Source organism: Pseudomonas sp. Ga0074129, from assembly GCA_001465025.1.
Classification (GTDB): domain Bacteria; phylum Pseudomonadota; class Gammaproteobacteria; order Pseudomonadales; family Pseudomonadaceae; genus Aquipseudomonas.
The window spans coordinates 1-16,692 of record LNDO01000065.1; the positions used below are offsets into that span (position 1 = coordinate 1).

General features: G+C 59.0%; 10 protein-coding genes and 1 pseudogene. 8 read left to right on the forward strand and 3 right to left on the reverse strand.

The window, feature by feature from the left end:
• Positions 1-99 precede the first annotated feature (99 nt).
• Positions 100-2,004, forward strand: a pseudogene (locus AUK77_RS07230) (EAL domain-containing protein); the annotation flags it as partial.
• Positions 2,005-2,051: 47 nt separating this feature from the next.
• Here the strand turns inward: AUK77_RS07230 and AUK77_RS07235 are convergent.
• Positions 2,052-2,948 (reverse strand): GIDE domain-containing protein, encoded by an 897-nt coding sequence (locus AUK77_RS07235; RefSeq protein WP_296127666.1) that lies wholly within the window; start codon positions 2,946-2,948, stop codon positions 2,052-2,054.
• A gap of 3 nt (positions 2,949-2,951) precedes the next feature.
• The gene (locus AUK77_RS07240; RefSeq protein ID WP_296127669.1) at positions 2,952-3,524 is read right to left on the reverse strand and encodes a LemA family protein; all 573 of its coding nucleotides are present in this window, start codon (positions 3,522-3,524) and stop codon (positions 2,952-2,954) included.
• 199 nt (positions 3,525-3,723) lie between these two features.
• On the opposite strand from AUK77_RS07240, the gene AUK77_RS07245 reads away from it, so the two are divergent.
• From AUK77_RS07245 to AUK77_RS07275, 7 genes are all read left to right on the forward strand, one after another.
• Positions 3,724-5,058, forward strand: a complete 1,335-nt coding sequence (locus AUK77_RS07245; protein ID WP_296127671.1) for an imelysin family protein — start codon at positions 3,724-3,726, stop codon at positions 5,056-5,058.
• Positions 5,059-5,322: 264 nt separating this feature from the next.
• Complete coding sequence (locus tag AUK77_RS07250; protein ID WP_296127687.1) at positions 5,323-6,687, forward strand: di-heme oxidoredictase family protein; 1,365 nt, start codon at positions 5,323-5,325, stop codon at positions 6,685-6,687.
• Between the two features lie 10 nt (positions 6,688-6,697).
• Positions 6,698-7,759: an imelysin family protein gene (locus tag AUK77_RS07255; protein WP_296127673.1), complete on the forward strand. Its 1,062-nt coding sequence runs from the start codon at positions 6,698-6,700 to the stop codon at positions 7,757-7,759.
• Positions 7,760-7,768: 9 nt separating this feature from the next.
• Positions 7,769-8,875 carry a DUF1513 domain-containing protein gene (locus AUK77_RS07260; protein ID WP_296127689.1) on the forward strand — a complete coding sequence of 369 codons (1,107 nt, stop codon included), beginning with the start codon at positions 7,769-7,771 and terminating at the stop codon, positions 8,873-8,875.
• Positions 8,876-9,050: 175 nt separating this feature from the next.
• On the forward strand, positions 9,051-10,676 hold the full coding sequence (locus AUK77_RS07265; protein ID WP_296127676.1) for a methyl-accepting chemotaxis protein: 1,626 nt from the start codon (positions 9,051-9,053) through the stop codon (positions 10,674-10,676).
• A 200-nt stretch (positions 10,677-10,876) separates the two neighbouring features.
• Positions 10,877-12,007, forward strand: a complete 1,131-nt coding sequence (locus AUK77_RS07270) for an efflux RND transporter periplasmic adaptor subunit (protein ID WP_296127678.1) — start codon at positions 10,877-10,879, stop codon at positions 12,005-12,007.
• Between the two features lie 26 nt (positions 12,008-12,033).
• The gene (locus AUK77_RS07275; protein WP_296127680.1) at positions 12,034-15,081 is read left to right on the forward strand and encodes a multidrug efflux RND transporter permease subunit; all 3,048 of its coding nucleotides are present in this window, start codon (positions 12,034-12,036) and stop codon (positions 15,079-15,081) included.
• 901 nt (positions 15,082-15,982) lie between these two features.
• Here the strand turns inward: AUK77_RS07275 and AUK77_RS07285 are convergent.
• The coding region (locus tag AUK77_RS07285; protein ID WP_296127684.1) for a TCP-1/cpn60 chaperonin family protein at positions 15,983-16,692 on the reverse strand (710 nt) is incomplete at its 5' end.

A 16,692-nucleotide genomic window follows, 5' to 3' on the forward strand; every position in this document is an offset into this window, starting at 1 on the left:
GAAGATCAATTTACGCCCACGCAAACGCCTGGGCTGGAAGACACCGTACGAAGTGTATGCAGGGGTGAGCGTTGCACTTATGGGTTGAATTCAGGCGGCATGTTCCGTGACCCCTCAACGCAGGCGGTCTACAGCCTTGACCGCGAAATGGGCATGCAGGTTATTGAGGGACTGTTCCAGCACGAGTCCGTGCGCATGGCAGCCATCGGTCACCCCAATGAACCGATGCTGGCTGAGAAAGCCCGCGAGCAAGCAGACATTTCTACACGCTGGTTAACCGACCCAATCCTCGGTAAAGAGCAAAACTTCACCACTCAACTGGTGGGCCGTGGCCCTTACAGCGAATACTACGGCGACCTCAGCATTACCCTCGACACTGCTCCTTACGGCGAGAGCTTTGTCACCAACTCAGTGATTATCTTTATATCCGGCGTGCTGCGCGCTCTGGCCATGGGCCTGGTGTTGTACTTGGTTTATCACTGGCTGCTAACCAAGCCGCTGTCGAAAATCATTGAGCACCTCACCAGCATCAATCCCGATCGCCCCAGCGAACATAAGCTGCCCATGCTCAAGGGCAACGAGAAGAACGAATTGGGTTTGTGGATCAACACCGCTAACCAGCTACTCTCCTCCATTGAGCGCAACACCACCTTGCGTCGTGAAGCAGAGAACAGTCTGCTGCGCATGTCCCAATACGATTTCCTCACCGGTTTGCCTAATCGCCAGCAGCTGCAACAGCAGCTCGACCAAATTCTCAATGATGCCGGTCGCCTGCAGCGCCGTGTCGCTGTTTTGTGTGTCGGGCTGGATGATTTCAAAAACATCAATGAGCAATTCAGTTACCAAACCGGCGACCAGTTGCTCCTGGCGCTGTCGGATCGCCTGCGCAGTCATAGCGGCCGCCTTGGCGCGCTGGCCCGTTTGGGCGGCGACCAGTTTGCCCTAGTGCAAGCTGATATCGAGCAGCCTTACGAGGCCGCAGAGTTGGTGCAAAGCGTACTCGACGACCTCGACAACCCGTTCATTCTCGACCATCAAGAAGTTCGCTTGCGGGCGACCATCGGCATCACCTTATTCCCCGAAGACGGTGACAGCACCGAGAAATTGCTGCAAAAAGCCGAACAAACCATGACGCTGGCCAAAAGCCGCTCGCGTAACCGCTATCAGTTCTACATTGCCAGCGTTGACAGTGAAATGCGGCGCCGCCGTGAGCTGGAAAAAGACCTGCGCGAAGCCCTGGCACTCAATCAGCTGCACCTCGTCTATCAGCCACAAATCGACTACCGCGACCATAACGTGGTCGGCGTCGAAGCATTGCTGCGCTGGCAGCACCCAACGCATGGATTTGTCCCGCCAGACCTGTTTATCCCGCTGGCCGAACAGAACGGCACCATCATCCCGATCGGCGAATGGATTCTCGACCAAGCCTGCCGCCAGCTTCGTGAATGGCATGACTTGGGCTTCACTGAACTGCGTATGGCCGTCAACCTGTCCACCGTGCAACTGCACCACGCCGAGTTGCCGCGCGTGGTGAATAATCTGATGCAGGTCTATCGCTTGCCGCTGCGCAGCCTTGAACTGGAAGTCACGGAAACCGGCCTGATGGAAGACATCAATACGGCCGCCCAACACTTGCTCAGCTTGCGCCGCTCAGGAGCGTTGATTGCGATTGACGACTTCGGGACCGGTTATTCCTCCTTGAGTTACCTGAAGAGCCTGCCGCTGGACAAGATCAAAATCGACAAAAGCTTTGTGCAAGACCTGCTCGAAGATGAAGACGACGCCACCATCGTGCGCGCCATCATCCAACTGGGTAAAAGCCTGGGCATGCAGGTTATTGCTGAAGGGGTTGAGACTGTTGAGCAAGAGGCTTACATCATTGCTCAGGGCTGTAACGAAGGTCAGGGCTACCTGTACAGCAAACCACTACCTGCACGGGAATTGACCACTTACCTAAAACAGGCCAGGCGACTCAGCATCCCGGCCAACCCCGCCACGCTGTAAACAAAAACCCGCCAATCGGCGGGTTTGTTTTGTGCGCTCAGACACCCTTAAAAACGCTGAATACCGAGCAGCCAGGCAGTCGCCAGTGCACCGACCACACACAGCACAACACCGCCAGCAGCCTGCCAGTAGAGATGTCGAACCAACTCATCTTCACCGGCGCAAGAAAGGATAAATGGCTGAGCCTCACGCGGCTTGGCCAAATGATGCTGAGCCGGCAGAGCGCTGGTTTCACGGTGACGATCCTCCGCTTCCAAGCGCGCTGCTAATTGCACGCGCTGCCACTCTTGTTCATCCAACTGGCCGTTGCCATCGCTATCAAACCGCTGCAACAGGCCGTTGAAATCGCCCTTCCATTCACGAATCACGGCGCCTTGTGCAGCCGCCAGATCCAATCCCTGACGGCCACCACCGCTGCTGCGAAAATCACCGATGGCATACAACGGCTGACCGACATGCAGGCGCTCTTCGGTGTAGCGGTAACCCTCGGCATCGCTAAACAAGGCGCGCCAGCCGGTTTTTGGGACACCTAATGGATGCCGCAAATTTCCTTTCCAGACTTGCCGAGTCAGCGGGCTAACTTGCGCACCACGCGGATCAATCAGACACCTTCCCGTGCTGTCATCCAGTTGCAATAGGGCTTCGCTGGTGCCGCTCTCCACCACGCGCCAACTGCGCTTTTTACCGTCCGAACGGTATTCCTCAATTTTGTAGCGCCACCACAGACAAGGCGTTCGCGTCAGCGGCCCAAGCAACTGCGCATCGTTGTGCTCATGCAGCACGCCATAAAACTCAACGTAGCCTTGAGCGGCTGAGCGAACCTTCGAGGTTGGGGTATCGAGCAGGTGCCGCGCCTGCGAAAAGCACCGCAAAAACCAACCCGCGCCCGCCACACTGGCGGCCACACTGCAACTCAACGCAAACCAGTGATCGAAAGTGTCCATCGACTAACCAAACAACGACTTGAGGCTGACATCGGCTTTATCGCCCTCACTGAATTCCAACAAGGCTGCCGCTTTAAAAGCAAAGGCGCGGGCAACAAGCACATCAGGGAACTGCTCGATGCGCACGTTGTTAAGGTTCACCGCTTCGTTGTAAAGCTCGCGGCGGTCGGCAATGCCGTTTTCCAGACCTGTGATGCGCTGCTGCAGGTGTTGAAAGCTTTCGTTGGCCTTCAACTCCGGGTAGTTCTCGGCCAAGGCGAACAGCTGCCCCAGGCCGGCACGCAGGCCTGTTTCCGCTTTACCCAGCGCACCCATGTCACCTTTGGCCTGGGCATTTGATACCGCCTGACGGGCACTGATAACAGCTTCAAGGGTGCCGCGCTCGTGCTGCATGTATTGCTTGCAGGTTTCCACCAGCTTGGGCAGCTCATCATGGCGCTGCTTGAGCATCACATCGATATTCGACCAGGCTTTGCTCACCCCATGCTTAAGGCGCACCAAGGCGTTGTAGAGGAGCACCGCATAGGCTGCGAGCAAAATCAGCAAGACGATCACAACGACACTGGTAAGGGTCATGCACAACTCCAAGGTTGGATTTACAGGTTCAGGTGCGGCCATTTTAGCCGTTCGGGCGCGAATCGATATCGACGACAACCACAGCTTTGATTGAAAAGTTCACAAGACCCTTTGCGCAAAATGCAAATCTTTCGCATTATGCTTTGGTTTTTGCATCCACCAGCCTGGATGCTCACCCTCACTTGCAAAGGATTACGTCATGCTTCGTATGCCCCTGGCCTCCGCCAGCCTGCTTGCTATTGCCATCTCTCTCGCCGGTTGTGGCGAAGATAAAGCCCCTGCCACTCAAGCCGCAGCACCCGCTGCCAGCAGCGCCAGTGCGCCAGTAGCCGCCGCAAGCAAGCTCGACGCAGCCGCCAGCAAAGCCGTAGTCAGCCATTACGCCGACCTAGCATTCGCTGTTTTCAGTGACGCCGCCAGCACCGGCAAGGCCCTGCAAAGCGCAATAGACGCCCTGCTCGCCAACCCCAATGACGACACGCTTAAAGCCGCGCGCGAAGCCTGGCTGGCCGCCCGCGTGCCTTACATGCAAACTGAAGTCTTCCGTTTCGGCAACGCCGTAGTGGACGACTGGGAAGGCCAACTCAACGCCTGGCCGCTGGACGAAGGCCTGATCGACTACGTGGCCACTGATTACCAGCACGCCTTGGGTAACCCAGGCGCACAGGCCAACATCATCGCCAACACCGAACTGCAGGTCGGCGAAGACAAGCTCGATGTCAGCACCATCACCCCAGAACTGCTCGCCAGCCTGAACGAACTGGGCGGTTCCGAGGCTAACGTGGCCACGGGCTACCACGCGGTAGAATTCCTGCTGTGGGGCCAGGACCTGAATGGCACCAACCCGGGTGCAGGCGAGCGTCCTGCCACTGATTTCGTTGTCGGTGAAGGCGCTACGGGCGGTCATAACGAGCGTCGCCGTGCCTTTATCAAGGCAGCCGTTGATCTGCTGGTCAGCGACCTAGACGCGATGGTTACCGAGTGGCAACCGAGCAAGGCCGACAACTACCGCGCCAAACTGGAAGCCGACACCGCTGAAAACGGCCTGCGTAAAATGCTCTTCGGCATGGGCAGCCTGTCGTTGGGCGAACTGGCTGGCGAGCGCATGAAAGTGGCACTGGAAGCCAACTCGACTGAAGACGAGCATGATTGCTTCAGCGACAACACCCACAATTCGCACTTCTACAACGGCAAAGGTATTCGCAATATCTACTTGGGCGAATACAAGAAGGTCGATGGCACCACCCTGACTGGCCCAAGCCTGTCGTCATTGGTCGCGCAACTTGATGCCGGCGCTGACAGCACTCTCAAAGCAGACCTTGAAGCCAGCGAAGCCAAACTGCAGGCACTGGTGGACAGCGCAAAAAACGGCCAGCATTTCGACCAACTGATCGCCGCTGAAAATACCGCCGGCCAGCAACTGGTGCGTGACGCCATTGCTGCACTGGTGAAACAGACTGGTGCTATCGAGCAGGCCGCAGTCAAACTGGGCATCAGTGATTTGAACCCAGACACCGCTGACCACAGCTTCTAAGCCCCGAAGGGCTCCAAGCCCGAACAGGCAACGCTGAAACAAGCCGTGATTGCTTCTGAGCAATCGCGGCTTTTTTATGCTGATCGCATCAACCAGCGCATCGTTGCTTAGAGCCTGCGACCTTTGGCCACGAGCGATAATGCAAATCCGTCTTATTTAAACCAGCACAGACTGCTACTATCCCCGCCTGTTTTCTGCTGCGGATTTCCGTTCATGTTTACGCCGCATCGTTTTGCGCTGCTGCTGGCATTGAGTCTTGCCCTGATGGGATGTGACCAAGCCCCTCAGTTCACTCAGGCCGAACCCGGCGAGGCGTTGTCGGGCGGCGCAGCCACCGTGAACCAGTTCGACCAGAATGCGTTCTCCCTGCCATCGGCCAATCTGCCGACCTCACGCCGCTTGGATTTCAGCGTCGGCAACAGTTTCTTCCGCAACCCCTGGGTTACTGCACCCGCCACCACCACTGCCCGTGATGGGCTTGGTCCGCTGTTCAACACAAACGGCTGCCAAAACTGCCACATCAAAGATGGCCGTGGCCATCCACCCGCCGCTGATGCATTGAGTTCGGTATCGATGCTGGTGCGTCTGTCGATCCCTGCAGGCCCCGAACACGCGGCCATCATCGAACGCTTGGGCGTTCTGGCCGAGCCCACTTATGGCGGTCAGTTGCAAGACATGGCCAACCCTGGCGTCGCCCCAGAAGGCAAAGTGCGCGTGAGTTACAGCAGCGAGCGCGTAACCTTTGCCGACGGCCTGGAAGTGGAACTGCGCAAACCAACGCTGGAGATCAGCCAGTTGGGTTATGGCGCGCTGCACCCAGAGACGCAGTTTTCCGTGCGCATCGCACCGCCGATGATTGGCTTGGGCTTGCTGGAGGCCATCCCTGAAGCGGCCATTCTGGCCAATGCAGACCCCGACGATCTGAACGGTGATGGCATTTCCGGACGTGCTAACCAGGTATGGGACCACGCTCAGCAGCGCACAGCCCTTGGCCGCTTTGGCTGGAAAGCCGGACAACCCACGCTCAACCAGCAAAACGCGGACGCCTTCGCCAACGACATGGGCCTGACCAGCACACTGATCGCCCATGACAACTGCACGGCCGTGCAGACAGACTGCCTGCAGGCACCCCATGGTGGCGAACCGGAAGTGAGCGACAACATTCTCGCCAACGTACTGTTTTACACACGCAACCTGGGTGTGCCGGCGCGCCGCGATGTCGATGCGCCCGAGGTGATCGCCGGTAAAAACCTGTTTCACCAGGCGGGCTGCCAAAGCTGTCATACCCCCCAGTTCACCACCGCTGCAGATGCCGCCGAAGCTGAACTGGCCAACCAAGTGGTCCGCCCCTACAGCGACCTGTTGCTGCACGACATGGGCGAAGGCCTGGCTGATAATCGGCCCGAGTTTCTCGCCACTGGCCGCGAATGGCGCACAGCACCGCTGTGGGGCATTGGCCTGACAGAAACCGTCAACGGCCACACCCAGTTTCTCCACGATGGCCGCGCCCGCAACCTGCTGGAAGCCATCCTCTGGCACGGCGGCGAAGCCGAGGCCGCCAAACAAATCGTTCTAACCTTTAATGCCGACGAGCGCAGCGCGCTGTTGGCTTTTCTGAATTCGCTGTAAGGAGCATCTAATGATCCGCTCACCTCTTGCCCTCACTCTGCTCACCTTGACCCTGGCCGGCTGTAGCCCGAGCGATCCGCACCAGCAGGTCAGCCAGGCATTAACCGACGGCGTATTGCTGCCTATTTACAGCGCCTGGCACGAAGCCGACCGGCAACTGGCCGTCAGCGCTCAAGGCTTCTGCGCGGGCACGCAAAACCTGGCTGAAACCCGTCAGGTGTTTCTGAGTGCACAAAGTGCCTGGGCCGGCGTGCAACCGGCGCTGATTGGCCCGCTGGCCGAAGGCAACCGTGCCTGGCAGATTCAATTCTGGCCAGACAAGAAAAACCTGGTCGCGCGCCAGGTTGAAGCACTGATCAACAGCAAACCTGAACTAACCCCGGCCGACTTGAACAAGTCCAGCGTGGTGGTCCAGGGACTGACGGCTTACGAATATGTGTTATTCGATCCGGCCATTGACCTCAATAACGGCACGCAAAAAGCCCGCTATTGCCCACTACTGATAGCCATCGGCGAACACCAGAACGTCTTGGCCGCCAATGTGTTAAGCCAATGGCAAAGCCAGAATGGTATCGGCGCGCAGCTCAAACGTTTCCCCAACGAACGCTTCGCCGATGCCCAAGAAGCCGTGGCCGAACTGTTACGCACTCAGGTCAACGCGCTCGACGGCCTGAAGAAAAAACTCGGCACGCCGCTGGGCCGACAAAGCAAAGGCCAGCCGCAGCCTTACCAAGCCGATGCTTGGCGCAGCAACGCCAGCCTGACCAACCTGGCCGCCAGCCTGTCCAGCGCCGAACAACTCTGGCTGGGTGCCGAACAGGACGGCCTGAGCACCCTGCTCAGCGGTGAGCACAGCGACCTGAAAGCCCGTATCGACACGGCCTACAGCGACACCCGCCAACGCCTGGCTGCTGCACAACGGCCACTTAGCGAACTGCTGCGCGATGAGGCGGGCATACAAGAGGCCAATGCGCTCTACGACAGCCTGAACGCCCTGCATCGCCTCCACGAGGTCGAGCTGGCTAAAGCGCTGGGCATTCAACTGGGCTTCAACGCCCACGACGGCGATTAAGCCATGCCCATCAGCCGCCGAACCCTACTTGGTCTAGGGGTGAGCACACTGGCCGCTGCCGCCATAGCGACGACTGCCATAAAGGGTTGGACGCTGTTCAACGGCGCACAACCGTTACTTTTGTCGGCCCGCAACAACAGTGCCGGCGAGCACTTCGCCGTGGGCTATCAGCTTGATGGCAGCCAGGTGTTCGCCACGCGCGTGGCCGAGCGCTGCCATGACGTCATTGCTCATCCGTTTCTGCCCATGGCGTTGTTTGTCGGTCGCCGACCAAGCACTGAGAGTTACCTGATCGATACCCGCGACGGCCGCCTGCTGCAAACCCTGAAATCACCTGCGCAGCGCCACTTCTATGGCCACGCGGTGTTCCACAAAGACGGCGAATGGCTGTACGCCACCGAAAATGACACCTCCGACCCCGGTCGTGGTGTGCTCGGCGTGTATCGCCTAGAAGGCGAGCACCTGCTGCGCACCGGCGAGCTGTCCACCCACGGCATCGGCCCGCATCAATTGCTCTGGCTACCCGATGGTGAAACCCTGGCCGTGGCTAACGGCGGCATTCGCACCGAAGCCGACAGCCGCGTGGAGATGAACCTCGACGCCATGGATTCCAGCCTGGTACTGCTGCAACGCGACGGCCGTCTGATCAGCCGGGAGCAACTGCCCGAGCGCATGAATAGCGTGCGCCACATGGCTGTCGCCGCCGATGGCACCTTGGTGACCGGTCAGCAGTACATGGGCGCGGCCGACGATGCAGTGCCCCTGCTGGCCATCAAACGTCCGGGGCAATCCTTCGAGCATTTCCCAGTGGCCGACGCCCAACGCCAACTGATGAACCAGTACACCGCCAGCGTGGCGATCCACAGCGAACTGCGCCTGCTGGCACTGACCGCGCCACGTGGCAACCGGGTGTTTATCTGGGATCTGGACAGCGCCGAACTGCGCCTTGATGCGCCGCTGGCAGACTGCGCAGGCGTTGGCGCGGTGGCCGAGGGTTTTGTGGTCAGCAGCGGTGTGGGACGCTGCAGACTTTACGACTGCCGCCGCCCGCAGATCGCCAGCCACCCCCTGCAACTGCCAGCCGGGCTTTGGGATAACCACCTGCGCCTGGCCTGAGCGCCGCCCATCTGTCTATAACCCTGCGGCGGCAAACTCAAGAACACAGCAATGAGGCCGACCTATACTCATGGCTGGCCGTTTCATTCACGGCACAGACGATACCCGTCGCACGCCACAAGCATGCCACGCGGGTATCACTGGCATTGTGCAGTTCACTCTCAGGGGTACACCCATGTTTCTGCAAACATCCTTGCGCGCGCAAATTCTTGCCCTGCTCGGCGGCAGTCTGGCGCTGATTCTGGTCACGGCACTCGCCTGCTTCAGCTTTCTGTCCAACGGCATGCAGGCCTATCAAGGGTTGCTGGCCGGGCCACTGGAAAAATCCGCACTCATCGATGAGACCAACCTCGACTTCAAAATCCAGGTGCAGGAATGGAAGAACGTCCTGCTGCGCGGCGGCGACAAAGCTCAATTCGATAAACACTGGGCCCAGTTCGAAGCACAGGAACGCAAGGTTCAAGACGAACTGGGGCAACTGAGCGAGCTGGCCATAGATGACCGCGCGCTCAAAAGCAAAATCGATAACCTGCGCAGCGAGCATCAAACCCTTGGAGTGAACTACCGCAAAGGCCGTGATGCCTACCTTGCCGCCGGTGCGGACTTCCGCGTCGGTGACAAAGCCGTTTCCGGCATCGACCGCAGCACCGCCCAAAAAATGAATGCGTTGGCCGATGAACTGCACCAGCAAAGCCTGGAACAAGCCCAGTTGATCAAGGCTGCTGGCGACCGCACCATCCTGCTTGGCACCTTGTTAATGCTCGGGGCTACCGTGGTGATCGGGCTGTTCAGCGTGTGGTTGGTCAACCGCAACCTGATCAATCCGATTCGCGAGCTGATCGAGCACATCGCCCAACTCAGCCGTGGCAACTTCGGCCAGCATGTGGACGCCACGCGCCAGGACGAGCTGGGCAAATTGGCGGTGGCGGCCAATATTCTGCGCGACTTCCTCGCTGACACCTTCACACGCCTCAAACGCAGCACCGTTGATCTGGACACCGCCAGCGGCGAGCTCAACACCATTGCCACGCTAATGGCCCAAGGCACACGCGAACAATTCTCGCGCACCGACCAAGTGGCCACGGCCATGCACGAAATGTCGGCTACGGCTCAGGAAGTTGCCCGACATGCCGTTGAAGCGGCCGGCGCGGCCGATGCCGCCGACAATGCCGCGCGCCAAGGCGAAAGGGTGATGCAGGCCACCATTAGCACCATCACCGATATCCGCAGCGAAATCAGCAACACCGCCGAGGTGGTTCGTCGCCTGGAAACCGACACCGGACGCATCGGTAAGGTGCTGGAAGTGATTCGCGGCATTGCCGAGCAAACCAACCTGCTGGCACTCAACGCTGCTATTGAAGCCGCCCGCGCCGGTGAACAGGGCCGCGGGTTTGCGGTGGTAGCGGATGAAGTGCGCACACTCGCGCAGCGCACAGCCGAATCCACGGCCGAAATTCACCAAATCATCGACACCGTGCAAACCGGCGCGGTGAATGTGGTGCGCGCTATTCAAAGCGGCCAGCAGCGCAGCGAAGAAGGTGTTACTCAGGTCACCGAAGCCGGCGCCACCCTGCAGTTGATCACCAATGCCGTAGAAGCCATCCGCGACATGAATCGGCAAATCGCCACCGCCGCCGAAGAACAAACGTCAGTGGCCGAAGACATCTCGCGCAACCTCACCGAAATCACTGCCATTGCCACTTCCAACCAGGAAAACGTGCAGCGCACCGAAACGGCCGGTAAGAACTTGCATGAACTGTCCAGCCAACTCAATGAGGTCACTCAGCGCCTGAGTGCCTAAGCCACTGAAATAACCGCCATGCACCCATAAAAATGCCAGCTTTCGCTGGCATTTTGCTTAAAAAGGACTTGATCAATTAGCCAGTTTTTGTACAAGAATTCTTCGCAAATACGAACCTTTGACAGCTCTAGAACTGAGGTCTAAGGTGGCTCTCTTGCCTGTTCCAGGGCCTTCCATTCGCTTTGCCAAGGATTCGGATTATGTTGCTCCGCCGCATGCTGATCATGCTCGGCGCAGTACTCGTTGTGGTACTCGCCCTCGCCGCCTACAAAGGCTTCACCATCTACCAACAGGTGCAGATGTTTTCGGCCCCGCAGCCGGCCATCAGCATTGATGCAGCCACTGCCGAGCCTCAGCCCTGGCAAAGCCGCTTGCCCGCCATTGGTTCGCTAAAAGCCTTTCAAGGCATCGACCTGACCGTGGAAGTGGCCGGTACTGTGCAGCAAGTGCTGTTCAAGTCTGGCGAGCAGGTCAGCCTGCAACAACCACTGATCCAGATGGACAGCGACGTCGAGCAGGCCAGCCTGGCCACCGCGCAGGCCGAACTGGGCCTGGCCAAAGTGGAATATGAGCGCGGGCGCAGCCTGGTCAACCGCCAAAGCATCTCCAAGAGTGAGTTCGACCGGCTGTCTGCCAACTTGCAAAAAGCCAACGCCAGCGTGGCGCAACTTCAAGCACAGTTGGCCAAAAAGCGCATCCTCGCCCCCTTCGCAGGCACCATTGGCATCCGTCAGGTGGATGTCGGCGACTACCTGGCCTCCGGCACCACCATCGCGACCCTGCAGGACCTGAGCAAGCTGTTCGTCGACTTTTACCTGCCCGAGCAAACCGTGCCGCAACTGGCCATCGGTGAACGCGTGCGCTTCAGCGTCGCGGCCTACCCGCTTGAGGTGTTTGAAGGTGAGATCGCCGCCATCAACCCCAAGGTCGAAGACACCACGCGTAACGTGCAGGTGCGCGCCATGCTGGCCAACCCGGACAGCAAACTGCTGCCCGGCATGTTCGCCAACCTGGAAGTGCTGCTACCGGGTGAGCAGACGGTCGTCGTCGTGCCAGAAACAGCCATCACCTACACCCTGTATGGCAACTCGGTGTACGTCATCGGCGAGAAGAAAGGGCAAGACGGCCAGGTGGCCAAAGACGACGCCGGCCAGGCCGAGTTGAGCGTCGAACGCCGCTTCGTTGAAACCGGCGAACGCCGCGACGGTCAGGTTGTGATCCGCAAAGGCCTGCAGGCAGGCGAGCAGGTGGTATCAGCTGGCCAGTTGAAGCTGGATAACGGTGCCCATGTGCGCATCGCCAACGCCCCGGCCACGCCAAGCGCCGAGTAACCGGCCCGGCTTCAAGGAATTTATTTATGGCTTTTACTGATCCCTTTATCCGTCGCCCGGTATTGGCGACTGTGGTCAGTCTGTTGATCATCCTGCTGGGCTTGCAGGCATTCAGCAAACTGACCATCCGCCAATACCCGCAGATGGAAAACGCCCTGATCACGGTGACCACGGCTTACCCCGGGGCCAACGCCGAAACCATTCAGGGTTACATCACCCAACCGCTGCAACAGAGCCTGGCCAGCGCCGACGGCATTGACTACATGACCTCGGTGAGCCGGCAGAATGTCTCGGTCATTTCCATCTACGCGCGCATTGGGGCCAACAGCGATCGCCTGTTCACCGAACTGCTGGCCAAGGCCAACGAGGTGAAGAACCAGCTGCCGCAAGACGCCGAAGACCCGGTGCTGAGCAAAGAAGCGGCTGACTCCACCGCCCTGATGTACATCAGCTTCTACAGCCAGGAGCTGAGCAACCCGCAGATCACCGATTACCTGTCGCGGGTCATCCAGCCCAAGCTGGCCACCCTGCCCGGCATGGCTGAAGCGGAAATTCTCGGCAACCAGGTATTTGCCATGCGCCTATGGCTGGACCCGGTGAAGATGGCGGCCTATGGCGTCACTGCTGGCGACGTCAACGATGCGGTGCGCGAGTACAACTTCCTCGCTGCGGCGGGTGAGATGAAAGGTCAGTACGTCGTCACCAGCCTCAACGCCGAAACCGATCTCAAATCCGCCGAAGCCTTTGCCGCCATCCCGGTGAAAACCGATGGTGACAGCCGCGTGCTGATGCGCGATGTAGCCCGCGTAGAAATGGGTTCGGAAAGCTACGACTCGATCAGCTCCTTTGACGGCACGCCGTCGGTATACATCGCCATCAAAGGCACGCCAGGCGCTAACCCGCTGGATGTGATCAAAGAAGTACGCAACGTCATGCCGGAGCTGGAAGCGCAGCTGCCGCCAAACCTGAAAGTCTCCATCGCTTATGACGCCACCCTGTTTATCCAGGCGTCCATCGACGAGGTGGTGAAAACCCTCGGTGAGGCCGTGCTGATCGTCATCGTGGTGGTGTTCCTGTTCCTCGGCGCGTTCCGCTCGGTGCTGATCCCGGTGATCACCATTCCGCTGTCGATGATTGGCGTGCTGTTCTTTATGCAACTGATGGGCTACTCGATCAACCTGCTGACCCTGCTGGCGATGGTGTTGGCCATCGGCCTGGTGGTGGACGACGCCATCGTCGTGGTGGAGAACATCCACCGGCATATCGAGGAAGGCAAAACGCCTTTTGATGCGGCCATTGAAGGCGCACGGGAAATCGCTGTACCGGTGATTTCCATGACCATCACCCTGGCGGCCGTCTATGCCCCCATCGGCTTTCTCGAAGGCCTCACCGGCGCGCTGTTCAAGGAGTTCGCCCTAACCCTGGCCGGCGCGGTGATTATCTCCGGCATCGTCGCTCTGACCCTGTCGCCGATGATGTGCGCCAAGCTGCTGCGCCATGAGGAAAATCCCTCGGGCCTGGCACATAGACTCGATAAGATTTTCGACGGCCTCAAGCGCCGCTATCAGCGCGCCCTGCACAGCACACTTGATACGCGCCCAGTGGTGCTGGTGTTTGCCGTGATCGTCATGTGCCTGATCCCGGTGCTGCTCAAATTCACCAAAAGTGAACTGGCGCCGGAAGAAGACCAAGGCATCATTTTCATGATGGCCAATGCGCCGCAAGCCACCAACCTCGATTACCTGAATAAGTACACCGACGAGTTCGTGACCATCTTTAAGGAGTTCCCCGAGTACTACTCCTCCTTCCAGATCAACGGCACCAGCGGTGTGCAATCGGGTATCGGCGGCTTTCTGATGACGCCGTGGAGCGAGCGCGAGCGCACGCAGATGGAAATCCTCCCCGAGGTACAGGCGCGCCTGTCGCAAATCGCCGGGCTGCAGATTTTCGGCTTCAACCTGCCCGCCCTGCCGGGCACAGGTGAAGGACTGCCGTTCCAGTTCGTGATCAACACGCCCAACGACTACCAGTCGCTGCTGCAAGTGACCGAGCGCGTGAAGGAGCGTGCGCTGGCATCCGGCAAGTTTGCCTTCCTCGACGTGGACCTGGCCTTCGACAAGCCCGAAGTCGTGGTGGAAATCGACCGCGAAAAAGCCGCGCAAATGGGCGTATCCATGCAGAACCTTGGCCTGACCCTGGCCAGCCTGCTCGGTGAAGGCGAGATCAATCGCTTTACCATTGAGGGCCGCAGCTACAAGGTGATTGCCCAGGTTGAGCGCGCCTACCGCGACAACCCGGGCTGGCTGGGCAGCTATTACGTGAAGAGTGAAAGCGGGGAAATGTTGGCGTTGTCGACCCTGGTCAAGGTCAGCGACCGCGCGCGACCGACCCAGCTCAATCAGTTCCAGCAACTCAACTCGGCCATCATTCAGGGCGTACCGATTGTCAGCATGGGCGAGGCCATCGAGACGGTGACGCAGATCATGCAGGAAGAAGCGCCCGCAGGCTTTGCCTACGACTTTGCCGGGGCGTCGCGCCAACTGGTGCAGGAAGGCAACGCACTGTACGCCACCTTTGCCCTGGCTCTGGCGCTGATCTTCCTGGTGCTGGCAGCGCAGTTCGAGAGCTTCCGCGACCCGCTGGTGATCATGGTCACGGTGCCATTGTCGATCTGTGGTGCGCTGATTCCGCTGTTCCTGGGCCTGTCGAGCATGAACATCTACACCCAGGTGGGCCTGGTGACGCTGATCGGCCTGATTACCAAGCACGGTATTCTGATCGTCGAGTTCGCCAATCAGCTACGCCGCGAAAAGGGCTTGTCTCGCCGCGATGCGGTGGAAGAAGCCGCCGCCATTCGCCTGCGCCCGGTGCTGATGACCACCGCTGCGATGGTGTTCGGCATGGTGCCGCTGATTCTGGCCACTGGTGCCGGCGCGGTCAGCCGCTTCGACATCGGCCTGGTGATCGCCACCGGCATGTCAATCGGCACGCTGTTTACCCTGTTTGTGCTGCCGTGCGTGTACAGCGTGCTGGCCAAGCCCGACGCCCCGCCCGCATCGGCCAAGGCCTGGTAACGGCTTTAAAAATCCATAATCCGAAGTAAAAAAATGCCGTTCACTCACTTGAGTGAACGGCATTTTTGATTGTTTTGGGCATGGAAAACGGGGCGAAGACGGCGTTTAACCCTGTGAACGAGCGCCTTGGGACAAGCTGAAGAGAAACAGCAGCAAATCTTCATCAGGCTTGATGGCCTGAGATGTGCGCACTTGAGGGGGCATAGGGCAGAAACCGCGCTCACTCAAGCTAATCACCCCAGGTCCACTTTCGTGCCAAGCGGCCGCAGCGATAGAGGCCACGCTGAGCGCGCTCACCAGGAACAAACCTCGTGCAATTTCTAGCTTCATCACCGCAACCTCTTGATAGCTCTGCTAAACGCTGTGTTTCCACACTAGTCCACCGACGCCCCGTATGCCGCATAAGCCGATCAGTGGTTATTTTTCAACACGTCGTACAGATCGTCCTGACCCCCAGCATCTTCTCCTTGAGTTTAATTTCGAACACGCCTCGGCAGGTTGGTTCAACGCACCGTCGAGCAAAGGTCGGCCGAGTTCAAATCCGCATCAGCGGTAACAGCCCAAGGTCACTTTATTGCCCATCTTCATCAACGATGAGCGAGCTATAACCCGACGAGCTAAGAGGACTCACAGTCCTGGATCTTTTCACTGCCACCGCGCAAGACCGCGTAACAGAGCACATCCAGGTGCGTACATAACAAGAGGCGGCCGTGCCTAACAACGACATGGCGCACATTGACAGGCTCCAGTCCCGGAGCGCGCGTGACACAAAGCAATTGGCGTACCGCTTTGCCGCGAGGGCTTTTTATAACCCATAAAAATGAAAACCCCGTGACAGGCACGGGGTTTTCTTTGCTACTTACAGGCTGCCCGAAGGCAACCTGCGAGGGGCAGGACTGGCTTACATCATGCCGCCCATACCACCCATGCCGCCCATGTCCGGCATACCACCACCGGCCGGCTTGTCTTCAACCACTTCAGCGATCATCGCTTCGGTGGTGATCATCAGGCTGCCGATGGAAGCTGCAGCTTGCAGCGCCGAACGGGTGACCTTGGCCGGATCGAGAATACCCATCTCGATCATGTCGCCGTAGGTGTCGGTCGCGGCGTTGAAGCCGAAGTTACCCGAACCCTGCTTAACCTTGTCGACCACTACGCTTGGCTCGCCGCCAGCGTTGGAAACGATCTGACGCAGCGGTGCTTCAACAGCACGACGCAGCAGAGCGATACCGACGTCCTGATCGGCGTTGTCGCCTTTCAGTTCGCTGATGGCCTGCAGAGCGCGCACCAGTGCCACGCCACCGCCAGGTACCACGCCTTCTTCAACGGCTGCGCGGGTCGCGTGCAGGGCGTCGTCAACGCGGGCTTTCTTCTCTTTCATTTCAACTTCGGTGCCGGCACCGACTTTGATTACCGCAACACCGCCAGCCAGTTTGGCCAGACGCTCTTGCAGCTTCTCTTTGTCGTAGTCGGACGAGGTGTCTTCGATCTGCTTACGGATCTGCAGTACGCGAGACTCGATATCAGCCTGAACGCCAGCGCCGTCGATGATGGTGGTGTTTTCTTTGCTCAGGATCACGCGCTTATCGTTACCCAGGTGCTCCAGGGTGG